Origin of the sequence: Allolucifera butyrica, assembly GCF_900476375.1 — a bacterium.
GTDB classification, from domain to species: Bacteria; Bacillota; Negativicutes; order Sporomusales; family UPPP01; genus Lucifera; species Lucifera butyrica.
Genome location: NZ_UPPP01000067.1, coordinates 37401 through 60729 on the forward strand (window position 1 = coordinate 37401; position 23329 = coordinate 60729).

The 23329-nt window shown below is 47.5% G+C and carries 24 protein-coding genes; 14 read left to right on the plus strand and 10 right to left on the minus strand.

What is annotated here, in order from left to right:
- The first annotated feature begins 313 nt into the window (after positions 1-313).
- A complete protein-coding gene (locus LUCIF_RS09675; RefSeq protein ID WP_126720587.1) occupies positions 314-775 on the plus strand; it encodes a hypothetical protein in 462 nt (153 codons plus the stop codon).
- Between the two features lie 98 nt (positions 776-873).
- Here LUCIF_RS09675 and LUCIF_RS09680 read toward each other — a convergent pair whose 3' ends face one another.
- Entirely contained in the window at positions 874-1572 is a 699-nt protein-coding gene (locus tag LUCIF_RS09680; protein WP_165865951.1) for a hypothetical protein, read from the minus strand.
- A 381-nt stretch (positions 1573-1953) separates the two neighbouring features.
- On the opposite strand from LUCIF_RS09680, the gene nadA reads away from it, so the two are divergent.
- The 3 genes from nadA to nadC are packed head-to-tail and all read left to right on the plus strand — an operon-like array spanning position 1954 to position 5253.
- Positions 1954-2856, plus strand: coding sequence for a quinolinate synthase NadA (gene nadA, locus LUCIF_RS09685; protein ID WP_122627690.1), 903 nt, complete (start codon positions 1954-1956; stop codon positions 2854-2856).
- 17 nt (positions 2857-2873) lie between these two features.
- On the plus strand, positions 2874-4430 hold the full coding sequence (gene nadB, locus LUCIF_RS09690; protein WP_122627691.1) for an L-aspartate oxidase: 1557 nt from the start codon (positions 2874-2876) through the stop codon (positions 4428-4430).
- The gene (gene nadC, locus LUCIF_RS09695; RefSeq protein WP_122627692.1) at positions 4423-5253 is read left to right on the plus strand and encodes a carboxylating nicotinate-nucleotide diphosphorylase; all 831 of its coding nucleotides are present in this window, start codon (positions 4423-4425) and stop codon (positions 5251-5253) included. Before nadB ends, nadC begins: the two co-directional genes overlap by 8 nt.
- A gap of 94 nt (positions 5254-5347) precedes the next feature.
- Here the strand turns inward: nadC and LUCIF_RS26485 are convergent, their stop codons facing one another.
- Positions 5348-5710 (minus strand): hypothetical protein, encoded by a 363-nt coding sequence (locus LUCIF_RS26485; protein WP_207857362.1) that lies wholly within the window; start codon positions 5708-5710, stop codon positions 5348-5350.
- Between the two features lie 142 nt (positions 5711-5852).
- Entirely contained in the window at positions 5853-7862 is a 2010-nt protein-coding gene (nrdJ, locus tag LUCIF_RS09705; RefSeq protein WP_122627693.1) for a ribonucleoside-triphosphate reductase, adenosylcobalamin-dependent, read from the minus strand.
- Positions 7863-8255: 393 nt separating this feature from the next.
- Between nrdJ and LUCIF_RS09710 the strand changes: the two genes are divergently transcribed.
- The gene (locus LUCIF_RS09710) at positions 8256-9554 is read left to right on the plus strand and encodes an aspartate aminotransferase type Ic (RefSeq protein ID WP_122627694.1); all 1299 of its coding nucleotides are present in this window, start codon (positions 8256-8258) and stop codon (positions 9552-9554) included.
- 42 nt (positions 9555-9596) lie between these two features.
- Here the strand turns inward: LUCIF_RS09710 and LUCIF_RS09715 are convergent, their stop codons facing one another.
- Positions 9597-10166 (minus strand): xanthine phosphoribosyltransferase, encoded by a 570-nt coding sequence (locus LUCIF_RS09715; protein WP_122627695.1) that lies wholly within the window; start codon positions 10164-10166, stop codon positions 9597-9599.
- Between the two features lie 154 nt (positions 10167-10320).
- Between LUCIF_RS09715 and LUCIF_RS09720 the strand changes: the two genes are divergently transcribed.
- Positions 10321-10989, plus strand: coding sequence for an HAD family hydrolase (locus tag LUCIF_RS09720; RefSeq protein WP_122627696.1), 669 nt, complete (start codon positions 10321-10323; stop codon positions 10987-10989).
- Positions 10990-11042: 53 nt separating this feature from the next.
- On the opposite strand, the gene LUCIF_RS09725 is transcribed toward LUCIF_RS09720, so the two are convergent.
- Positions 11043-11300 carry a hypothetical protein gene (locus LUCIF_RS09725; RefSeq protein WP_122627697.1) on the minus strand — a complete coding sequence of 86 codons (258 nt, stop codon included), beginning with the start codon at positions 11298-11300 and terminating at the stop codon, positions 11043-11045.
- 521 nt (positions 11301-11821) lie between these two features.
- On the opposite strand from LUCIF_RS09725, the gene aroF reads away from it, so the two are divergent.
- From aroF to LUCIF_RS09750, 4 genes are all read left to right on the plus strand, one after another.
- The gene (gene aroF / locus LUCIF_RS09735; RefSeq protein ID WP_122627699.1) at positions 11822-12835 is read left to right on the plus strand and encodes a 3-deoxy-7-phosphoheptulonate synthase; all 1014 of its coding nucleotides are present in this window, start codon (positions 11822-11824) and stop codon (positions 12833-12835) included.
- A gap of 86 nt (positions 12836-12921) precedes the next feature.
- Positions 12922-13293, plus strand: coding sequence for a hypothetical protein (locus LUCIF_RS09740; protein ID WP_122627700.1), 372 nt, complete (start codon positions 12922-12924; stop codon positions 13291-13293).
- Positions 13294-13501: 208 nt separating this feature from the next.
- Positions 13502-14416 (plus strand): pyridoxamine kinase, encoded by a 915-nt coding sequence (locus LUCIF_RS09745; protein WP_207857364.1) that lies wholly within the window; start codon positions 13502-13504, stop codon positions 14414-14416.
- Positions 14417-14460: 44 nt separating this feature from the next.
- A complete protein-coding gene (locus LUCIF_RS09750; RefSeq protein ID WP_122627702.1) occupies positions 14461-14997 on the plus strand; it encodes an ECF transporter S component in 537 nt (178 codons plus the stop codon).
- A gap of 201 nt (positions 14998-15198) precedes the next feature.
- Here LUCIF_RS09750 and LUCIF_RS09755 read toward each other — a convergent pair whose 3' ends face one another.
- On the minus strand, positions 15199-15462 hold the full coding sequence (locus LUCIF_RS09755; RefSeq protein ID WP_207857366.1) for a GlsB/YeaQ/YmgE family stress response membrane protein: 264 nt from the start codon (positions 15460-15462) through the stop codon (positions 15199-15201).
- Positions 15463-15678: 216 nt separating this feature from the next.
- Between LUCIF_RS09755 and dapB the strand changes: the two genes are divergently transcribed.
- Together dapB and eutJ are read left to right on the plus strand one after the other, a co-directional pair.
- The gene (dapB, locus tag LUCIF_RS09760) at positions 15679-16497 is read left to right on the plus strand and encodes a 4-hydroxy-tetrahydrodipicolinate reductase (RefSeq protein ID WP_122627703.1); all 819 of its coding nucleotides are present in this window, start codon (positions 15679-15681) and stop codon (positions 16495-16497) included.
- 247 nt (positions 16498-16744) lie between these two features.
- Positions 16745-17560 (plus strand): ethanolamine utilization protein EutJ, encoded by an 816-nt coding sequence (gene eutJ, locus LUCIF_RS09765; protein ID WP_122627704.1) that lies wholly within the window; start codon positions 16745-16747, stop codon positions 17558-17560.
- A 72-nt stretch (positions 17561-17632) separates the two neighbouring features.
- Here the strand turns inward: eutJ and LUCIF_RS09770 are convergent, their stop codons facing one another.
- Positions 17633-19084, minus strand: a complete 1452-nt coding sequence (locus LUCIF_RS09770) for an aminotransferase-like domain-containing protein (protein WP_122627705.1) — start codon at positions 19082-19084, stop codon at positions 17633-17635.
- 156 nt (positions 19085-19240) lie between these two features.
- Here LUCIF_RS09770 and LUCIF_RS09775 point away from each other — a divergent pair, with 156 nt between their 5' ends.
- A complete protein-coding gene (locus tag LUCIF_RS09775) occupies positions 19241-20362 on the plus strand; it encodes an aminotransferase class I/II-fold pyridoxal phosphate-dependent enzyme (protein ID WP_122627706.1) in 1122 nt (373 codons plus the stop codon).
- Positions 20363-20423: 61 nt separating this feature from the next.
- Here the strand turns inward: LUCIF_RS09775 and LUCIF_RS09780 are convergent, their stop codons facing one another.
- The 3 genes from LUCIF_RS09780 to LUCIF_RS09790 form a co-directional block, all read right to left on the minus strand.
- Complete coding sequence (locus tag LUCIF_RS09780; RefSeq protein ID WP_122627707.1) at positions 20424-20747, minus strand: hypothetical protein; 324 nt, start codon at positions 20745-20747, stop codon at positions 20424-20426.
- Between the two features lie 250 nt (positions 20748-20997).
- On the minus strand, positions 20998-21513 hold the full coding sequence (locus LUCIF_RS09785; RefSeq protein WP_122627708.1) for a hypothetical protein: 516 nt from the start codon (positions 21511-21513) through the stop codon (positions 20998-21000).
- Complete coding sequence (locus LUCIF_RS09790) at positions 21510-22001, minus strand: hypothetical protein (protein WP_122627709.1); 492 nt, start codon at positions 21999-22001, stop codon at positions 21510-21512. The genes LUCIF_RS09785 and LUCIF_RS09790 overlap by 4 nt, the downstream gene beginning before the upstream one ends.
- Before the next feature lie 253 nt (positions 22002-22254).
- Between LUCIF_RS09790 and LUCIF_RS26755 the strand changes: the two genes are divergently transcribed.
- The gene (locus tag LUCIF_RS26755; RefSeq protein ID WP_243638714.1) at positions 22255-23301 is read left to right on the plus strand and encodes a PocR ligand-binding domain-containing protein; all 1047 of its coding nucleotides are present in this window, start codon (positions 22255-22257) and stop codon (positions 23299-23301) included.
- The last annotated feature ends 28 nt before the right edge of the window (positions 23302-23329 follow it).

A 23329-nucleotide genomic window follows, 5' to 3' on the forward strand; every position in this document is an offset into this window, starting at 1 on the left:
TTAACGGCAAATTGTGACAAAAATGTGACAAACCCTCATTGAAGTAAAGATTTGTAAAAAGAAAGATTTTTTAAATAAAAAATAGCCCTCTAAAAAGGAGGGCAAATAGAATAATATATTCAGCGAGCATTTATAGTTTATTACACGATTCTTGGAATTGGATTGGAACCGATTGCAAAGACCGCCCTAAGCGGTCTTTCTTGATAACAAGGATACTGTGTCGGGAAAAATTATTTTCATGCGGACCTTCCGTAACAATCGACAGGAGCGATGAATATTATGTTAATAGATATAGTAACGGAGGTGATTAAGGGTGAATCGACACGATGAGATGACTCATCATCATAATGAAGTTGAGCGGTTCCGGTTTTTTGTCCTGCCTAATAATGTCAGCGGCAGTGTAGCCATTCCTCTCACATTGTCGCCTACGCCGACCACCTTGGCCTCACTTACCCTGCGTTCCGACTGCCGGAATACCGTATTATTATCGGCAACTGTCGGCTGGCTGGCTGTAACTAACGGTACGGGATTAGCCCGGGTTGATGTGTTATTTAGAATCTGGCGTGGTGCCCCTGTGACAGGCGCTTTAATTTTCAGTGCCGATGACAGCGCGTCAAGCACTGCTGACAACAGCCGGGTTAGCTCTTTTAGTCATGTTGATACCTTGTTAACAAGACCGTTCTCTTACTTCCTCACAGCGGAATTACCGGATGCCGGCAGTGCCGCAACGGTAATTGGCCCGGTTACTTTTACCGCCATAGAATTTGAGAGGTAGTTCCGGTTTTCTTTTAGATACACTGGAATTTATAAGTTAGAGCCGAAAGTCCTTACCAATCAAGGAGCGAGCCCTGCGCCACAGACTGAAAGACCGCGTCAGCGGTCTTTCTTGTTGTATTTTAAAGAAGTCATTAATCGATCTGCCGTTGTATCCCAGAATTTTCCGTCTGAGTCATAGGTAAATATAAGCAACGCAGCCAGCCTGCCATCTCTTTTGGCGACATATACTTTCCCATGCATCGGCATAATCAAACCGTTCATGTTGACAATTACGCGGCCGCTGGCAGTGTAAATTGCGTCGTTGCCGCCGTTCGGGTTTAGCCGGCTAAACAGCGACAGGTCTAAAATCTGGAAGGTAAATAGATTTGTTTTTGCAACGGCGTCTTGAATGGACCGGATATTTGCGGTAATATTGCGGTTGATTTCTTCAATCCGTTGTGCCTGCACGGTTTTAAACGCCGAAAAAAAATAATTCGCTCCGTCCATGGTGTCATCTCTTAGGGCGACGGCACCGGCAATATGATAAACTTTGCCGTCGCTTACCTGTAGCTGATAAAGTTTCAAATCCGTGGGCATTTTTACCGGGGAATTGGCAGGCACCTTGACTGCTGCCGCCGGCTGTGTTTTTTTATCTTTTTTGGCCGGATATAAAGCAGTAAGGTCTTTGGCCCATTGTTCAATATCCACGGCAACGAATCCATCCGGTTTGGCCATCGTGCCCAGGAAGGGGATATCCCATTCGTTGGTGCCGGCCGCAGCCGCGTAGACCGGTCCTACGAAAAGAAAACAAAGCATTATGCAGCAGAGTAGGGTACGGATCAGACTTTTTATCATTGCAATCACTCTTTTCTCCTTAATATTGCACTCCGGCACAGCATAACCGGAATATAATTATATATAATTCCTTCTCCTGGATTATATTCCCTTTATTTGCATGCCGGCAATAGAAAATAAACGTTTAATTTCTATTGCTGCCGGATGAGAGGTCATAAATTTTTAACAAACAGTTTTTGAGTAATATGTATTGACAGCTGTAATGACATATGTATAGAATAATATATAAATTACATATGCTATGATTTAGCGTAAATTTAGCCTAAGAGTCAGCTATGGGGGACTGTCCGCGGGAACCGCAGCAGTCCGGCGGTGTCTCCGGCTAAAAGGAGTGTCACAGGTATGGATTTGCAAACGGAAGTGCGTCGGCTTAAAAAAGAACGCAATGCGGTGATTTTAGCCCACAACTATCAGTTGGAGGAAGTACAGCAAGTCGCCGATTATGTGGGGGACTCATTCTATTTAAGCAAGATTGCGGCCAATACGAAAGAAGATGTGATTGTTTTCTGCGGCGTTCGGTTTATGGCCGAAACTGCCAAAATATTGTCGCCGCGAAAAACGGTGCTGTTGCCGGAGAGTGGCGCCGGTTGCCCGTTGGCGGATATGATTACGGTGGAGGGCTTGCGGGAAATGAAAGCACGGTATCCCGGCGTACCGGTTGTTTGTTATATTAATTCTTCGGCGGAGGTGAAGGCGGAATGCGATATCTGCTGCACTTCGTCCAATGCGGTAAAAATTGTCAGGTCTCTGCCGGAGCGCCGGATTCTTTTTGTGCCGGATGAAAATTTGGGGCAGTATGTTGCCCAAAAGGTTCCCGATAAAGAACTGATTCTTTGGCAGGGCCACTGCCGCACCCATGCCAAAGTAAAGCCGGCGGATGTCGAATCCGTCCGGGCCAGATATCCGGAAGCCAAAATTCTAATTCATCCCGAATGTGAGCCGGCGGTCGTCGCGATGGCCGATTTTGCCGGCAGTACCTCGGAGATTATCAATTATGCCAAACAATCTACTGCCAAAGTCTTTATTATAGGCACCGAAGCCGGGGTTTTACATAATTTAAACGATTCCTGTCCGGAAAAGCAATTCTATTTATTGCATCCCGGGTTAATCTGTCCGAATATGAAAATGACCAGACTAAACAGCGTATATCAAGCGCTGCTTACCAGCCGGCATGAAATCGAAGTGCCGGCGGAACTGGCATACAGGGCTCAAAGTATGTTGAATAAGATGCTGGAATTAGCATAACGGCGGAGTGGTGAGATATGTTTTACAGGAATTCCGCAGAAGACCGCCAGGTTTATGATGTGGTGGTTATTGGTTCCGGGATTGCCGGGATGGCAGCCGCTTTATCCCTCAATCCCGGACTGAAGGTGGCGCTGGTCAGTAAGGAGCGGCTTAGTGCCAGCAGTACTTATAAGGCTCAGGGAGGGATGGCGGTCGCTATCGGCAAGGAAGATAGTTTCCAGGAACATATTGCCGATACGCTGCGGGTTGGCCGGGGTTTATGCCGGCCGGAAGCAGTAAAAGTGATGGTGGAAGGAGGACCGGCAGCACTGAAGTTTTTGCAGTCTCTTGGCGCGGATTTTAATCATAAGGAGACTGATTTGTATTTAACCAGGGAAGGCGGTCATTCCCGCCGCCGTATTGTCCACTATTACGATTATACGGGGAAGCACATTGCCGAAATTATGGCGGCAGCGATGCCCGGGCGGGTAAATATAGACCGGTGGGAGAATTGTTTTCTGACCGGGATTTTAACGCAAGACAGGCAGTGTTGCGGCTGTACTTTGTTATATAACGGCCAGGTTGTCGTTTTGCAGGCCGGAGCGGTTGTCGTCGCCACCGGCGGCTATAGCGGATTATTTGCCCGGTCAACCAATCCCGCTGCCGGCGGTGACGGAATCGCCACCGCCTACCGGGCGGGAGCGGTGATTGCCGATATGGAATTTGTCCAATTTCATCCGACTACCTTTACAGCTCCCGGCCGCGAAGTATTTCTTTTGACCGAGGCCTTGCGGGGAGAAGGCGCGCTGCTGCGTAATGCGGCTGGCGAACGGTTTATGACGGCATATCATCCGGATGGGGAATTGGCGCCCCGGGATGAAGTTTCCCGGGCCATCCTGCAAGAAATGAAGCAGGCAGGGCAAGAATTTGTTTATTTAGACGCCAGACATCTTGGCAGGAAATTTTTGACCGATCGGTTCCGGCAGGTTTACGCGGAACTAGAGTCCGCCGGATATTTGCTGGAACGGGATTTGATACCCGTCGCGCCGGCGGCGCATTATGCAATTGGCGGTATTTTGACCGACCTTTGGGGCAAAACGACATTAGACGGGTTATATGCCTGCGGGGAGGCCGCAGCTACGGGGGTGCATGGCGCCAACCGGCTGGCCAGCAATTCCCTGCTGGAAAGCGTTGTATTCGGTCGCAGAGCCGCCATAGCGATCGAACAGGAACTGCGCCGGACGGTTCGACCGGAAATTCCCGACAAAACCGGGGAGAAAGGCTGCCGGATTAACTGTCAAAGGCTGGGGGCGGAATTGGAACGAGCTGCCGGGGCCGTCCGCAGGGAAGAAGCGATGAAATCTTTACTGGAGCAGTTGCAATGCCGGCCGGAAGAATATGATGTGTCTTTAACTGCTGAATGGTATCAGGAGTTCAACTCATTGCTGCTGGCGAGAATGCTGCTGGAGGCGGCCATAATCCGCCGGGAAAGCAGGGGAACGCATTACCGGTCCGACTATCCCCGGAAAAATGACGCGGATTTTAACCGGCATATTATACATCAATGGGGAAAGAAGGCGGTGCTGGATGAATAAACTGGCCTTGGATGAATTATTACGGCGGGCTCTGAATGAGGATCTCGGTCTGGGTGATATTACAAGCGAGGCAATCTTCGGTGAGGAGCATGTTTCCCGGGGATACTTGCTGGCGAAAGAAAAAATCGTTTTAGCGGGAATCGGCGTGTTCGCCGCCGTTTTTGCTCTCCTCGACGAGCGGGTAAGAGTTATACCGCATTTTGCGGACGGTAACCGGGTCAACGGGGGAGAAAGGATTGCTTTGCTTGAGGGACCTACCAGGGCTTTGCTGGCAGGGGAAAGGGTGGCACTGAATCTGTTGCAGCACATGTCGGGCATTGCCACGGAAACCAGCCGTTATGTGGAAGCACTCCAGGGGTCCGGTACGGTGATTGTTGATACCCGCAAAACAACACCTGGCTTACGAATGCTGGAAAAGTACGCCGTAACAATGGGCGGCGGCAAGAATCACCGGTACGGACTGGACGGCATGGTCATGATTAAAGATAACCATATTCAGGCTGCCGGCGGAATTCTGCCGGCGGTAGAAAAGGTTCGCCGCCATGTTTCCCCGTTTGTAAAAATTGAGGTCGAAACCGAGAAGCCTGAACAGATCCTTGAGGCATTGGCGGCCGGAGTGGATGTGATTATGCTGGACAATATGCCGCTGGCGGCAATACAACAGGCGGTAAAAATGGTGGACGGCAGGGCCCTGATTGAAGTTTCCGGCAATGTGACGCTGGAAAAGGTAGCCGCCCTGGGTATTGCCGGTGTGGATGTCATTTCCAGCGGAGCATTGACGCATTCCGTAAAAGCGGCCGATATCAGCATGAAACTGGAATAGTGACAGACTGAAAACCTCCCGGCTTATTAGAACCGGGAGGTTTTGAGAAGCAGATGATTCCTTTTGGTAAATCTTTTGTTGAACAACAGAATTTTTAGTAAAAATCTTCTTCCTCTTCTTCTTCAAAAGGGAAAAAGGGAAAGAAAAAGGGAGAAAATGCAAAGGGCGGGAAAAATCTTCTTCGGAAAGGAAAACCAAATCGCCCGAACCGGCCAAATCTTCCGAAACCGCCGAAGCCGCCAAACCGGCCGAAGCCGCCGAATCGGCCAAAGCCGAAACGGGGAGGATCATCGGCGGTCATACCGCAGCGCGGGCAGCATTCATGATCATGGCTATACTCGCAGCCACAATGACAACATACTTTTACCACGTCATAGCAGCAGTTTTCGTAGACTTTGTATTCCGTCGTAAATCTTCCCACACATCTTCTCCGGCAACTGGGCATACAAGGTTGCATCGCAATACCTCCAACATAAAAATTTATAGATCCGTTATTATATCTTATGCACAGTGCCAAGAATTTGTTATGTAAAAAAAGAGCTGGAGGAAATGCCCTGAGCCCTGCGTCACGAGCCGAAAGACCGTTTATGCGGTCTTTCTTATTTTATCGGGCAGGCGCCATTGGTACATTCCAGGTTGCCATGCCCGATTAAGCCGTTATGTTTTTCAAATTCCGCAGCGCTGACACGTTCATACGGGGCTTGGGGCCGGCTTTCATCAACCATAATGGTTGTACCTTTCAGCCGTGGTAAATAAGAAAGTAAAATTCCCTTAATTTCTTTTTTGGTCAGTGAACCCGGCAGAATATTGGCCGTAAAGCTAACGGCATTATCCGCATAGACATCCTGAATCATGGCCTGAACACTCAGCATATCCGCCAAATGAATTTCATCCTGCTGTTCTACTAGGTCTTTCACGTCAAAGTTTAAGTGTTCGGCGATTTCCACCAGCCGGTCTTTATAATAAAATTTTACCGCTTTGGTGGTTGCTGAATAAATGTCCTGCTCGATATCCTGGGGGGCAAATTCGGTCAGTTGCGGATCATTATCGGCATAACGGATCCGGCGAATTCCGTACCGGGTATAGATAGGCTGAATGCCGGTTGTTTCACCGGGCAACAGTGCAATCGTACCGGTAGGTGCGATGGTCGTTACTTTTACCGGTTCGGGAATGCGTAGGGCGAAAGCATACTCCCGTACGGCGTTGCGCACGACCTGGTAATATTTTTTCAGGGAATGAATGACAAATTGATTGTGATGAGATTCGGAATATTTGATGCCGTTTTTGACCAGCCAGGTCTGATAGCCGAAGAAACCAACGCCGATACGGCGGTTTCTACTCACAATTTCTTTTTGCCGTTTATTAAGAATGTCGCCGAATGTATTACGGATTAAAAAACGGGCCATGAGGCGGAATGCTTCCTGTCGCTGCTGCTCATCATCAAAACCGGCCAGATTGATATGCCCCAGATTGCAGTTTTCAAATCCCTGCAGAGCAATTTCACCGCAGGGATTGGTGCTTTCAATCCGTTCCGGTTCGGTTTCGCCGACCTGAGATAAAGAACGGTTCCAGAAGCCGGGTTCACCCCGGGTCAGCATTGCTTCGACGGCTTTATTAAAAACTGTTTTTGCATGCTTATTGCCCTTTTTCCAGGCTTTAAAAAAATCGTCGTCAATTTCTACGGAAATATTGGTAGTCCAATGAGAAGACTCGTCCAGTTTACAATTGATGAAATCCAGAATGTCGGGATCTTTCCAGGACTTGATGCTCATACGGGCGCTGCGGCGGACATTGCCGGAAATAACGCAAGCGGCGATTAAATGGTCCAGCAGCATAAAATCGAGGGAGGTCAGCTTTTGACTATAACGGGCATTTAATAAAGCGGCAATATTCTGCAGCATGACGATGAGCGGGACCGGCCCGGAGGCGATGCCGCCGAAGCCTTTAATCCGCGAACCCTTGGCCCGGATATTGGAAACATCAAAAATGACTTCTCTTTCTTCAAACGGTTCGGACCAAAAATATTGCAATAAAGTTTTTAATGCCTGTACCCAGCCTTCCCGGGAATCCTCTATGGAAATAGAACCTGTCCAGTCCGCTGAAAATTTGGTGGACAATTTATCTTGTACCGACAGATAGTCGGGATGATTTTGCGAACAAACGATATGCAAGTCGAAACGGTTTTGAACCGGGAGATAGTGTTGTATATAACGGCAGGAATAATTACTGCCGACGCCGCCGCCTTTACATAGTTCGTCAAATAAAAAGGTAAAATGCCCGGAAATGTCTTCTGTCCAGGAACTATTGTGGCAATTAAACAGAAACTGCCGTCCCGGAACGCCGGAAACCCATAAACTGCGTCCGGCCGGGATGGCCTGAAACTGATAAATCAGTTGAAACAGTTTTTCCCGTTCTCCTGCTTCGATATATCTTTCCGGCACTAAATTGCAATTACCGTTTACGACCCGCAGGACGGTTTCCGGCCAGGTTTCTTTTTCTCCATTCGGTTTAATCCGTGAATAGGTACGCTCATAAACGGCTTTGCCCAAGACTCCGAACTGAACTTTTTTGTTTAACTCTTCAATTTCTGCTGCGGACAAACTTAACATGGATCATTCACTCCTCAAACGATACTCCTTATTAGTAGATAACACTAGTTCAAGGTTAATGCAAGTCCGTGGATTTTGCAAACCGGGTGAAAGTCTCAAATAATCACTTTTGTGGCAACTTTAGCCTTTTTTCAGCATTGTACTCAATATATTGTATTTGTTTTAGTATTATAACCATATATATTGTGCTGTAGATGAGTGAAGTAAATAAACGGAACTGACAAAAAGACTATTTATTCTATAGGGATAAGCACTTGGCTATCATTCTTAGCGGTTTTTCAGCGCCTCGTGCCCTGCGCCATGTGCCGAGAATACAGGATACATTGCGTCAATCTATTGTTTCCGGTTTAACCAATCCCGTATAATAAGTAAGAATAAAAGGAGCGATGCATAATGAATGTATTGGAGAAAATGCCGGATTTGGCACTAAAAGAACATTATTCCATATTATCCTGCCATTACGAAAAATTTCGGGAGCAAAAGCTTACCCTGGATATGTCACGCGGAAAACCCTGTGTGGAGCAGTTGGACCTTTCCAACGGGCTGATTACCTGTCTGGCTGAAGACGACTACCGGAGCTTTGACGGGACAGACTGCCGGAATTATGGCGGCGTGGACGGCCTTCGGGAAGCAAAGGAGCTTTGCGCATCGATTTTGGAGGCCGAGTCCCGGGAAGTGATTGTCGGAGGCAATTCCAGCCTGATTATGATGCACGATCTGATCGTCCGGGCGTTATTGTGCGGTCTGCCGGACAGTGAGATGCCCTGGAGCAAATTGCCGCAGGTAAAGTTTCTTTGTCCCAGTCCCGGTTATGACCGGCATTTTGGTATCTGCGAGCATTTCGGTATTGCTATGATTTCTGTCCCCTATCTGGATGACGGGCCGGATATGGACCAGGTTGAACAATTAGTGGCGGCAGATCCCGCCATTAAAGGCATCTGGTGCGTACCGAAATATAGCAATCCAACTGGTATTACCTATTCCGATACGGTTGTGAAGCGATTGGCCGCTATGCCGGCTAAAGCGCCGGACTTCCGGATTTTTTGGGATAATGCCTATGCGGTCCATCATCTAACGGACACTCCGGACCGGCTGCTGAATATACTGGCTGCCTGCAAGCAGGCAGGGCATGCCAACCGGGCTTTTGTATTCAGTTCAACGTCAAAAGTTAGCTTTCCCGGTGCCGGGATCGCCATGCTGGCAAGCAGCGAAGCCAATATTAGCTGGCTTAAGAAGCAAATGCTTGCCCAAACCATTGGACCGGATAAGCTGAACCAACTGCGTCATGTCCGGTTTTTCCGGGATATGGCCGGTATCGAGGCGCAGATGCACCGGCACGCGGCGCTTATTAAACCGAAATTTGAGCTGGTATTGGAGCTTCTGGAATCCGGACTGGGCGGTAAGGGACTGGCTAGTTGGAGCAAGCCCCGGGGTGGCTATTTTATTAGTTTGAACACGTTGCCCGGCTGCGCCAAAAATGTGGTCGCTAAAGCTGCAACTGCCGGAGTCGCGCTTACGGCTGCCGGCGCTACATTTCCGTACGGTAAAGATCCCGCAGACAAAAATATCCGGATTGCGCCTACCTTTCCGCCGCTGCCGGAACTGAAGCAGGCCGTGCAGCTGCTGGTGCTTTGTATTCAAATGGTCAGTACAGAACAGGAACTGGCAAAAAGAGGCCTTGCCGCGAATTAGCGGCAAGGCCTCCTGGTAGGGGAACCATATTTAAGAGGATTGCTATAAGAAAAGGACCTGGCCATTTTCGAAGGAACCGATGCGTACGAGCGATTCCAGATGATAATTGGCAGCCTGGAGTTTTGCCGCACCGGCCTGAAAGGATTTTTCAATGACAATGCCAATGCCGGCTACGGTGCTTCCGGCTTGCCGGACAATCTCCGTGAGGCCCAGAGCGGCTTCGCCGCTGGCCAGAAAATCATCAATAATGAGAATTTTTTCGCCGGCAGCCAGGAATTTTTTGAGCACCGTGATTTCACTGCTTTCTTTTTTGGTAAAGGAGAAAACTTTGGCGGTATAAGCTGCTTCATTCATGAGAACCGACTTTTTTTTGCGGGCAAATACAACGGGCAGGCCCATTTTAAAACCGGTAGCCAAGGCTACGGCAATACCGGAAGATTCAATCGTTAAAATTTTAGTCGCCCCCGCGTCCTGAAAGCGGTGCGCAAATTCTTCACCCATTTGAAACATAAGAACCGGGTCGATCTGGTGGTTTAAAAAAGAGTCTACTTTTAAGACGGAATTATTAAGAACGGTACCTTCCTGGCGAATTTTATTTTTTAATAGTTCCATAAGGAACCTCCTTGTGCGATGAATGGTAGGAAACTAGATATTGACAGCCAGTGGGACATTCTGATTATAATGGGATTGTAGCATACCCCGGTTATTGAGAAAAATTAATGCTTCTAATACTACATATTAGTTAAGCTAATTAATGGGAGACGTTATGAAAAATTACGAGGTCATTTTATTTGATTTGGACGGGACATTGATCGACCCCAAGGAGGGGATTACCAAGTCTGTTCATTATGCTTTGGAAAAGTTCGGTATTGCCGTTCACGATTTGGATGAGCTTACCCCGTTTATTGGTCCGCCCCTTACGGATTCCTTTGAAGAATACTATGGTTTTTCCCCGGAACAGGCCCGCCAGGCCGTGCTGTATTACCGGGAATACTTTTCCGTAAAAGGGGTATATGAAAATAAGGTATATCCCGGCATGGACGGACTGTTGGACCAATTGCGGGATGCAGAGAAAAAACTGATTGTGGCCACCTCCAAACCTTCTGAGTTTGCGGAGATTATTATCAGGCATTGGGGCTTGGATCCTTACTTTGCGCTGGTAGCGGGAAGCAATCTGAACGGTACCCGGATTAAAAAGGCGGAAGTGATCGAATATATTTTGGAACAGCTTGCCGGAGTAGAGAAAAGCAAGGTGGTCATGGTCGGGGACCGTAAACATGATATTATTGGCGCGGACGAGGCAGGAATTGACTCCATCGCTGTAGCGTACGGCTATGGGTCGCTGGCGGAACTGACTGCGGCCCATCCCACGCATCTGGTGCAATCCATTGCGGAACTAAGAAATCTTTTGCTTACCAAACTGCCGGAAAAATAAAAAAAACGCCCTGACAACCGGGCGTCAATGGGCGCAAACAGAATGCGGGATTATTAGAATTTTACGGCGGCAGTTTCCTCGCCGGCTGCCGGCTCATCGACGGCAGCGGTCTCAGCGCTGCTGTCCGTCACATCGCTGGTTGCCGGTTCCGGCACAAGCTGGCGGCCTGATGAGATTGCATGCAGCAAATGGATGATTTGACTATTTTGCGAAATCAGGGTTTCCTGATTCCGGGCGATTTGCTGCAGGGGTGAGACTCCGGCCTGAAATTTTTCGACCACATATTTGAGCATTTTATCATAAGAGTTCAAACGAATAACCTCCTTTTTTTTCTTTATACATACTATTGCATTAAGGGTGGGAAAGTGACTGGCATTGCGGGATGATAGTATTCTCTTGCGTGGTGCTTCCGCGGTTTTGCCGGGTGTATCTGCCCTGAAGACAAAGTTGTTTTAATTTGCTATTTGTATTAACGTTTTGCTGCCGAATGTATTTTCGCTGCCTATGGGTGTTGACAGTGATGGGCGGTTTTGGTAAAATAATCGCAACAAGTTTTACTGTCTTTGTGACAGGCGGAGGGTCTCTTATGCTGAATCACATGCTCAATGTCACAAATAAACAATGGTTTTACTTTTTTAGCTGGGGCTACTTTTTTAGCGCCGGTTATTTTGCTTGGAAAAAAATCAATATATTGTTTAGACATGAGTACTTATGTGGAACTTAGCGGAAGATGCCGCGAATCAATTAAACGATTTTAAGCACACTGAATAAGACTCATGAGAGTCTTATTTTTTTTGGTCACATTAGCAAAAAATAAGCAGGAGGAATGATTATGGTAATCGTATTGCACCCGTCTGTTACACCGGAACAAATGGAAGAATTGAAACAGGAAATTGAACGGGAAGGGTGTACGGCCTGGCCCACGTACGGAACTTTCCAGAATATCCTCGGTGTTGTGGGCGAAACCAGGAAGATCGACCGGGACCGGTTGCTTACGAAAGAATATGTGGAGAAGGTATTGCTTGTGCAGGAACCGTATAAAAAAGTCAATCGTTTATTTCATCCGGAAAACTCAATTATTCAGGTGGCCGGCCGATCTGTCGGCGGAGAAAAGCTGGCCATTATTGCCGGGCCCTGTTCCGTGGAAAGCGAGCAGCAGATTGTTACAATTGCGCAGCAAGTGAAAGCGGCCGGAGCAGGCTTTTTGCGGGGCGGCGCTTTTAAACCCCGTACGTCGCCTTACAGTTTCCAAGGCTTAAAGGAAGAAGGACTGGAACTGCTAAAAATAGCACGGGAGGCTACCGGGCTGCCGATTGTAACGGAAATCATGTCTATGAATATGCTGGATAAATTCGTAGAAGATGTCGATGTGATTCAAATTGGCGCCCGCAACATGCAAAATTTTGATTTGCTGAAGGCTGTGGGACAGACCAATAAGACCGTATTGCTAAAAAGGGGTTTGAGCGCCACCATTGAAGAATTTCTCATGTCTGCCGAATACATCATGGCCGAGGGAAATGAAAATATTATTTTGTGTGAACGGGGCATCCGCACATTTGAAACCTATACCCGTAATACACTGGATATCAGCGCAGTACTGGCCATTAAGAAATTAAGCCACTTACCGGTCATTGTCGATCCCAGCCACGCAGCCGGCATGTGGTGGATGGTGGAGGCGCTGTCGAAGGCCGCCGTGGCAGTCGGAGCCGACGGTTTAATTATTGAAGTACACAATGATCCCGCCAATGCCAGATGTGACGGGCAGCAATCCATCAAACCCGAACGATTTGCTACTCTGATGTCTTCCTTACAGCAGATTGCCCGCATTGAAAACCGGGCCGTATAAAGATTGTTTTACATTTTCCGTTAACGTGTCACTTCCGGTTTTCTTTTCATAAAATGAAGTAGACAGCAGATTGGGGAGAGATTACGATGCCAAACGGTTCCTATTATAACTATCCTTATCAGTCGTACGCGAATTATAGCGGCTACTACGCCCCGGCAGGTTATTACGGCGGCCTGCCTTCGGATTATGCCGATTTGCTCCAGGTTGCCCTGGCAAATCATTTATCCGGTTTTGCTTTTTGGCATTATCGGTTGTCTATGGATGAATTGCAATATCATTATCAGGGACTGCAGCGGGGAATTGTGACGGAGCCGGAAACTTGCCTGCACCGTTGCCGGTCGTTGTATCAACAGTGCCTGGATTCGGCGACGACGGGTGAGCAGCGCCGTCAATGCGGACGGCTGTACCGGCGTTGCATGACCTGTACCGGAACTTTGCCGGATCAATCGGAAGAGTAAGCTTAAGGACCCGCTGCTTGCGGGTCCTTAACGATTCACCCCTGTGTTTTTGCTAATGCAATGCCCCTTTCTAAAAATTGTGGTACTGGAATGAAAAGGAAGTTGTTTTGTTGTGTCGAATCGATACAACAAACCGGAGTCTGCCTCATGGCGGGAAAGGATCGCGTTCGGCTATGGAAGTGACTAAGTTAAAGAACGGGTTGCAGAATTGGAAAGAATTGAAGAATTATTGAGAGAAGAAGTTGGCAAGAAAATGATTTATACGTATGAAGGGAGAGAACTCATGCAACATTCAGTGCCGCGGGTAGCGGCGGTTCACGATATATCCTGTTTTGGTCGCTGTTCGTTAACTGTGATTATGCCGGTCCTTGCTTCTATGGGAATCCAGGCGTGCCCGTTACCGACCGCTGTGTTAAGCACTCATTTAGGTGGTTTTGCCGATTGGGAGTTTTGTGATTTCACCGAACGGATGCCGGCCTTTTTAGCTCACTGGAAAAAGGAGGGCGTTTTCTTCGATTGCATTTATAGCGGGTTTCTGGCCTCTCAGCAGCAAATAGAGATTGTCGAACGCTTTATTAGCGAGTTTTCCCGGAACCGGCCCTTGATTGTTGTCGACCCGGTAATGGGGGATGAAGGGCGGCTTTATACGACGTATACACCGGCAATGCAGAAGAAAATGAAGGCTTTGGTCCGTAAGGCAGATGTGATTACTCCCAATTATACGGAAGCTTGTTTTTTACTGGGTGAATCCTATCAGGATAAAGTCCTGCAGCTTGACAGAGTCAGAGACTGGCTTCCCCGGCTGGCCGAATTCGGACCGGCGAAAGTAGTGATCACCGGTATACCTTGTTACGATGAGAAAATAATGAATTTGGGATATGAACGGGAGCGAAACGTTTTCTGGGAGGTTTCCGCCGATTGGATTCCAGTGCGTTATCCCGGTACCGGCGATATTTTTGCCAGTGTTTTACTGGGCTGTTTGCTCCGCCGGGAGGATTTATTGCAAGCGATAACTAAGGCGTCTGATTTTGTAGCATTGGCCGTAAAGACGACCTTTCAGGCCGGGATGCCGGTCCGGGAGGGCGTTTTGCTGGAGAAGGTACTGCCATTCTTATATCCTTAAAATACTTAATGGGGGGGCAGCCTTTATTACGAGGAGGGTTTTATATGATAAGAAAAAAACGAAATTTGGACGGACGGGATTCGGTATATATCGGAGTACTATCGGCCATGTGCGCGGTGGCAACCGCTATAAAAATTCCTTTTGGCGTCGGCGCCATGGTTCATTTGGGAACAGCGTTTCTATTTATGACGGCTATTGTATTTGGTGGTGTATATGCCGGTCTTTCCGGCGCTATTGGTTCCGCCCTGTATGACTTAGTGCTGGGATTTTCGCCGTACACATTGTGGTCCTTTTTTATTAAAGGTGTGGCCGGATTGATTGCCGGCCTTGTTGCTAAGGGCAAATGGCCGGAAACTGCGGCGTCGGCCTGGCAGCTTCGAACTACCTGGTTTCTCCGGGCTTTTTTAGGTTGTTTGCTGGCTGCTGTTTGGACTCTGGGTGGATATATCGCCGCTTGGTGGCAGGTCACGGGCAGTCTGGCCACCGCGTTGGCCAATATACCCAGCTCGTTAATGACTTCCGGCGCGGGGCTGGTTATTGCTCTTCTGGTATCGCCTAAACTGCGGAAACTATTGAGCTGAAAATAATCATATAAATCCCACTTTTCGCATCTTTCATTCGGCAATAGTTCTCCAGGGAAAGATAAACTGAGAAATTTTTAAACGAAATATAAACTCATTATTACTTTGTGGCTATAATTTGGGAGAAATATTGTCGCTATAAGTTCGGGGTGCGAAATTTGGGATAAATGAACAAAAGACCGCGTTAGCGGTCTTTTGTTGCTATTCATGTGCTGTTTTCTCACCGGTGAACAACCGGATCAGCCAAAGCAAAATTACGGCACCTAAAGTACTGGCAATAATAGAGCCAATCAGCCCATAGGTATGCATTCCTACCAGGTTCAATACAAAGCTGCCGATAAATGAGCCGATAATGCCGACAACCAAATCTCCCCAGACGCCAAACCCGTGGTTGCGGGAAATTTTTCCGGCCAGCCAGCCGGCGACAATGCCGATAATTGCTGAGTATAGCAGTGATGTTATCATGTAAAAGCTCCTCCTTTAAAATTTGAGAAAATACACTATAGATAGTTTGGATGGTCAAGCAAGTTTTTATCCGTAAATTTTTTTCTAGGCAGGGAAAATTTTACCTGATGAAGATTGTCGGAAAATTGAGATGAATATAAAGGACGGTAATTCTTGACAGTCTAACATCCTGCATAGTATAATTAGGTTGTCAGTAAAAAGATGGGAGGTAGATACATGAAGATAGCACTTGTTGGTTTGGGTCGGACTGGAAAAATCGTGGCAGAGTATCTTTGGCAAAAAAAGGTATTGAATATGGTATTGTGCCGGCCGGAAAGCAGTAAAGCCCACAAAGACCTAGGCGAAATACTAAATTGCAAAGATACGGGAATTTTAGTTGAAACGAGTGATCATTTGGAACGAAAGCTGTTTCAGAACCAGCCCGATGTATTGATTGATTTTTCCAGTAGCAATTTTCTTAAGGATAACATTCATGCGTTGGCTAAATCCGGAACTAATGTAGTTACTGCCGTAACCGGTTATGAACCGGCGGAAGTGGAAAAGATACGGAATTTTGCTGAAAAAGGTAATATCGGTGTCATCATGGCTCCTAATATTACCTATGGTGTGAATGTTCTAATGCTAATGGCTGAGATTGTCGCCGAATTGATGAGTGATTATGATTTCGAAGTTTTGGAAGAGCATCATAAGCATAAACAAGACCGTCCGTCCGGGACCGCGAAAAAAATAGCCGATAAGATTCGAGTTAAATTGATGAATAATCAGGAAGTGCCGGCTCAGGCCGTTAGGGCAGGCGGCATTATCGGCAAGCACAAGGTACTGGTTTGCGGTGAGTTTGACAAGATTGAGATTTCGCACGAATCTTTTTCCCGGGTGGCTTTTGCGCAAGGGGCCTATAAGGCGGCGCAGTTTATTACCGGCAAAACCGGTTTTTATGAAATGACGGATATTTTTGAACAGGAAAGACAGGAGCGACAAAAGCAGGTTAGTGCATCTTATGACGAAAAACATGCTGAAGAACTGGACTTAGCTTAGCTGAAATTTTTTCACAACCGAGGTGTAATGAAAAAACATCATGGATCATGACAGTGAGATAAGCGGCCAATATACAGTTTAGGCTACCAACCTTGTAAAAAGAGGGGATTGGTAGCCTTTGTGTTTTTAAGCAACAGAATACCATAACTTATTAGAATAGTACCGGTTTAGCAACAGGATTTAATTTTCCCCTACGGAATCTATCATAATAAATTCCTGAATTGCCGCAGAGAACAGGGGGGATAATGTGGAACCATATGAAAAAATTTGTGAGCTATACCGGCGGATTGAATCCAAAACGGCGGCCGCTCTGCCAGGCCCATATAAGGTTGGTGTAGACCTTGGTACTGCGGATATTGTACTGGTGGTAACCGACAGCAACGGCATGCCCGTGGCAGGCAGTATGCGCTGGGCCTCGGTAGTGAAGGACGGGTTGGTGGTTGATTTCCGGGGGGCAATAAATATCGTGGCGGAGTTAAGGGCGGAAGTGGAAACAATTATGGGAGTAAAGCTGGATAAGGGAGCCACGGCGGTTCCGCCGGGAACGGTAGGGCGCAACGCTCAGGCCTGCAGTCATGTTATTGCCGGAGCGGGATTAGAGCCGGTCTGCCAGGTGGATGAGCCGGTTGCAGCGGCGAAGGTGCTGCAAATAAAGGATGGCATTGTTGTTGATATCGGCGGCGGGACTACGGGGATAGCCGTTCTTAAAAATGGCGAACTGGTTTTTACGGCTGATGAGCCTACCGGTGGAACTCACGTTTCGCTGGTTTTGGCGGGGGCTTATCATATTTCCTTCGAAGAAGCGGAGAAAATGAAACAGGATTCCCGGCGCCATCGTGAAATTACTCCGGTCATCATGCCGGTTATCGAAAAAATGGCGACCATTGTGAAAGACATGTTGACCGGCTTTGACGGATATGCCGAATATCCGGTCTATGTAGTAGGCGGGACAGCTTATTTAAGCGGTTTTGCCGGCGCCTTCAGTAAAGCCTTCGGCAGGCAGGTCGAAGTGCCGCCGCATCCTTTACTGGTAACCCCCTTGGGAATTGCTTTATTTGGGTAAGAAAGACCCAAGAGAAAAACGCTGCGCTGAAAAAAATGCGCAGCGTTTTTTTTGCGCTCTGGGGACATGAGATCATTTTAATAAATTCCGGAGAAGGGTTTTAAGACGGAGAAGGCCCGCCTCGATTTCAGCAAGGCCGGCATAAGCATAAGACAGGCGCAGATGTTGCTGTGAGAAAGGATCATAAAGATTTCCGGGGTTGAGCAAAAGACCATTTTTCAAAGCGGCCTTGAAAAGTTTTGCCAGGGATGCCGGCCGATTTAATTTAAGCCAGACATAAAAACCTCCCGCCGGAATGTCCCAGGTCGCGAGACCGGTATAATGGTCTTCCAGTATTTTACACATCGTATCCCGGCGAATTTTCAACTGCCGTCGCACATTTTCCAGATGGCAGCGATAGAAGTCTCCTGCCAGCCATTCTGTCGCCAGCCATTGCGATAAAGAACTGGATCCATAATCAAATTGCATTTTAATATCTGCCAGGCGGGCGATAACGGGTTCCGGGCCGGCAATCCAGCCGATGCGGAGACCGGGGCTTAATGTTTTGGACAGACTGCCGACATAAAGGATAAGACCCTCCTTATCCAGCGCTTTTAAGGGCGGAGGCGGCGGTGAATCAAGCCATAATTCGCGGTAAACGTCGTCTTCGATAATGGGCAGTTGTTTTTGCCGGCATAAAGCCAGAAGTTCTTGGCGCCGTTTTGCCGTCATGGAGATGCCGGTGGGATTATGGAAGCAGGGAATCGTATACAGGAGGGCCGGCTGGTTAGGCCGGATCTGACCGGAGATGGCGCTGGTTTTTAGGCCGGCGCTGTCCATAGGGAGGCCGCGTACTGTAATGTGCATGGACTGCAGCAGCCGGAGAGAAAAAAGATAGGAGGGAGTCTCCAGCAATACGGCTGCCTGCGGCGGCAGGAGCGAGAAACTGATTAATTGCAAAGCTTGCAATGCGCCGGATACGATCAATATAGATGCCGGCGTGGTGTAAATACCATGAGTATGGAGGTAAGAACTGATTTGTTGGCGCAGGAAAAAGAGACCTTGCGGTTCTTCATAACCAAGGGACGGGATTTTGGCAGGAAGGTTGTGCATTAATTCCGTCATAATTTCTTGGGGATAGAAGGCTGGCGAAAGCTCACCGGTTCCCAGCCGGATTACACCGGGGAGAAATTCGGCACGGTTGATTTCCTGGATAACCGGATAATTGGGCAGTTGGACTCCGTTATCCACGTAAGCGTCCCAATTAACGGGACGGGCTGCTGTTAGCAGGGACCAGGTATTGTTGGCGATTCGGATACCGCTGCCCTGCCTGCCTGCTAACAGACCGTCGGCACAAAGTTCGTCCAGCGCGTTGATTAGAGTGCTGCGGTTAACACCGAAAATTTCTGCTAAAAGGCGCTGAGATGGTAATTTACAACCTACGGGCCATTCACCGCTGGCAATCTTGCCCGTGATATAGGCGACAATTTGTTTATGTAACGGCACCCTGTCTTCCCGGCAGGGTTTCCAATGAATAGCCAGCACCTTATTAGTCCTCCAATTTAGCGTTATAATTGCTTTCATTATAGCAAAAGATTGAGTGGATTGGTTGGGTTATCAATTGAAAAATTGGTTGCAGACGATAGGAACTGTTCTTTTTATAATGAAAAGAAATGAATTAATAACAGGAGGAAGACAACCATGAACTTGCGGGAATTTAAACTGGAGCGTTATTTTGCCGAATACGAATTTAAAGCGCAATACCTTTTGAGCACCTCCGATTGTGAAAGTATGGGCCTATCCGAATTGCTTGCCCTGGCCGATGTGGAAGGGTTGGAACTGTGGAACCGGTTGCGGCTGGGATATACTCAGTCCCAGGGACATCCGCTGCTGCGGGAGGAAATAGCCGGACTTTACCGGGGCATAACGGCGGAGGATATTCTGGTTACTGTTCCGGAAGAAGGAATCCTGATTGCGCTGAGTACGGTTTTGCAGGCCGGCGACCATGTGATTGTAATTGACCCGGCATATCAGTCACTATATGAAATCCCGCGTGCTCTGAATTGTTCGCTTGCCAAATGGCCGCTAATACGGCAAGATAATCGGTGGACTTTGGATGTAGACCGGCTGAGAAGCCAAATTAACAGGAAAACAAAACTGATTGTCATTAATTTCCCTCATAATCCTACGGGGTTTTTGCCATCCCAAAGCGAGTTGGATGCCCTGATCAGCCTGGCCCGGGAAAGGGAAATTTACCTTTTTTCGGACGAAATGTACCGCCTTTCGGAATATGATCCAGACCAACGTCTGAAGCCGGTGGGAAGTTGTTATGAGAGAGGGATTACCCTTGCCGGATTGTCCAAGTCCTTTGGACTGCCGGGGTTAAGAATGGGCTGGCTGATGACAAAAGACAGGGAGCTTTTACAGGCGTTGCGGTCAAGAAAAGATTATACTACCATCTGTTCCGGCGCTCCCGATGAAATACTGGCTTTTATTGCGTTGCGGGCCAGAGAGCAGATTCTTGCCGGGAACAGGGAAATTATTAAAAATAATTTAGCCGTTGCCCGGGATTTTTTCGCTCACTACAATCGCTATTTTAATTGGCTGCCACCTCAAGCCGGTTCGGTGGCGTTAGCGGAGTTAACGCTCAATATCCCCATTGAGCGCTTCTGTGAAATAGTTTTGGCGAAAAAGAACCTGCTGATTGCTCCGGGAAATGTATTTGAACTGGGCGGCAATTTTTTCCGGGTAGGACTTGGCAAGAAAGATTTTCCTCACGGGCTGGCCAAGTTGGGTGAGTATGTTCAGGAGTTTCTAGTTTAAGAAATTTAAGGGCCGAAATTAAAAAATCCGCGTTCTTACGCGGGTTCTTCAATCTCGGCCCTTAGTTTACAAAAGAAGCAGTTTTTATAACGTCATCGTATTGCCGGAGAAATGACGTTACTTCGTCAATTTGCCGTTCATTCAACTGGCAGTGGAGTTTAAGCATCGTGGCGAATGTGTGTCTGAGACCGCCCACATAAGCAACATCCAGACCGGCTGTGGCAGCAATCAGTTTACGGTCCACATGCTTGTCAAATGCCGTCAGCATGGTCTGCATGTCCTCGACGTTATCGACCTGCTGGCCGTCCTGTATCCGTCTCACGAGATTGCCTACCGTGTTGCGGAGTTCGGTGATACACATAATATTTTCCTGATTAAATAACATAATGACACCTCCTTTTTATTGTGTGAAAACAAGTACTTTCATTGGATTCTTCATCCAATTTCATTATAGTATAATTTGAAATAGTTATCAAGTAGTTTTTGTTTTCTGAAAATTGATAATTGATTGTCGAATTAAAGGTGATAAAATTTTTTGGCAAGTCGATTTAGACTACATCTATGATAAGAATCCCGCTCCAATGCGGGAGAATTTGGTGACGGCTCTAAACATCTAGAATATATTTGCTGAATAGCTATTTCGGAGAATAGTTTCTGTTTACCGGGAGAAACCGCCGCAGGAAATTCAGCAGCCGGATATTTAAGGCAAAGACCAGCAGATAAACCAGGTAGGAGTATAGCAGATTCCAATGAATATAAGTGAAAACATGGAATTGAACGGCAAGCCTCTCCAGGACGGACGTAATGAAAGCGGATGCGATCAGATAGAACCGGAGGCGGTTACCGGTCCAGCGGCGGTGGTCATAGAAGTAGAGGAAAAAATAGGCAACCGGCGGATAAACAAGGAGATATAAAAGAACATCAAAGTATTCATATTCTTTTAGATCGTTGAACCGGTACAGTTCTAGGGGCGGTTTGCCAATAATAAAGTCGGTGCTTTGTGCCAGAAAAATGTTAAACAGCCAGATCCCGGTTAGGGTCAAAAGCGAAAATCGTCTGGGAAGCAGGAAGATTAGCAGCAAATTGGCGGCAATGGCCAGAAAAATAAAGCATTCGTTAGCATCAAACTTTACGGGTGGGTATAAGATCATCGCGGAATTCCTTCTTTGCCCATTTGTCGCCGCAGCCAAAGCAAAAACAGACTGACAGCCAGCAGTAACCCGGCGTGGCGGATTATTGAGCAGTAGATATTCCAATTATATACAATAACGAATCGGGTTAAGGAAGTGGCATAGTCCGAGGCAAGCAGCAACCCGAACAGGAGCAGGCAGTATAACGCTTTACTATTTGCCCGGCGGCGGTCATCCAATAGAAAGAAAATGAGCCAGAGATACACAAGCGGATAGTACACCATACCCGGTATTTTAAGCGAAAGGAAGGCCTGCCAGGTAGGAACCATTTCAAACATTTTCAGATTAATCGTTAGAATGGTAAAGGTTTGCTGAATGCAAATGACGGCAACAAGATAGCCGTAGAAAAGCTCAAGGGGATGGAGACGCCGCCGCAGGAATTTAAGGGAAGATAAAGCGGCGAAACAGAGACCGAGGTAGAATAAAAAATAAATTGTTTCCCTTTGCATAGAATGCCTCCCCATATAAATGAATAGAAGTAGTATTTGAGTCGGAGCGGAAAATCATGCCCGGCTTTTATTATAGGTAAAATGCTCTCTTTCCGTAATAAGGCAGCAATATGAAAAATAATTGCTGAAAATTTGTAAAATTTTGATATTTACTACCGAATAAACACGAATTTTGTATAATAAAGGTAACGAGAAATGGAAAGAGTTGGCGGTAAGTAAGGTTTGATTGAAATAAAGGTTAGGGGGTATGGTTTTGGAGAAGAAAGTCGTTGAAAGTAAAATAGAGGATTTAAATACGGTGAAGCTCCAGGATATAATAGACCTGCAATTTTTACAGGAATTTCAGGACAGTTTCGCCGAATCTCTCGGGCTGGCCAGCATAACCGTGGACAGAAACGGAGCGCCGGTCACCCAGCCCAGCGAGTTTACCAAGTTCTGCATGAATTTTACCCGGGGTTCCGAACGGGGCTTAAAACGCTGTATGGAATGTGACCGGAAAGGGGGCGAAGAGTCGGCGCGGACCGGGAAACCGGCTGTTTACGAGTGCCATGCCGGGTTGGTTGATTTTGGCGCGCCCATTATGCTGGAGGGCCGGCAAATCGGTTCTATTTTAGGGGGACAAGTCCTGACGGAACCCCCTGATGAAGCTAAATTTCACCGTATTGCTGAGGAAATCGGCGTAAACCCCGACGACTACGTGGAAGCGCTGCGGGAAGTGAAAATCATGCCGCGCCGAAGCGTGGAAGCGGCGGCTAAGGTGCTATATTTAGTGGCGAATACTCTTTCCCGGGTTTGGTACCATCAGCGTCAATTTAAAAGTATGTCTAATACGATTAACGATAACCTGATGCAAATATCCGCGACGATGGAACAATTGGCGGCGTCGGCCAACGACGTGAAAAATAACCAGACCGTATTGAATAAGGAAATAGACACCGTCAATGTTGTGTCCGGACAAATTAATGAAGTAATTGAGTTTATTAAAGAAATTGCCGATGAAACCCGTTTGCTGGGACTTAATGCGGCCATTGAAGCGGCCAGAGCGGGAGAAGCAGGGTTGGGCTTTGGCGTGGTGGCGCAGGAAATTCGCAAACTGTCCGGGGATTCGAAACAAACAATCGGTAAAATTAAGGAATTTACCGCTATGATCCGGGAGTCGGTAAGCAACACCGTTTCTATGGGAAACTCCACGTCGGTCATTGTTGAACAGCAGGCGGCTGCCATTCAGCAAGCCGCCGCCAGTGTCGAGGAACTGACCGGCCTGGCGGAACAACTGCACATACTGGCCGACCGTTTATAATTCCAGGGAAATGGAAAGCCAATAAAAA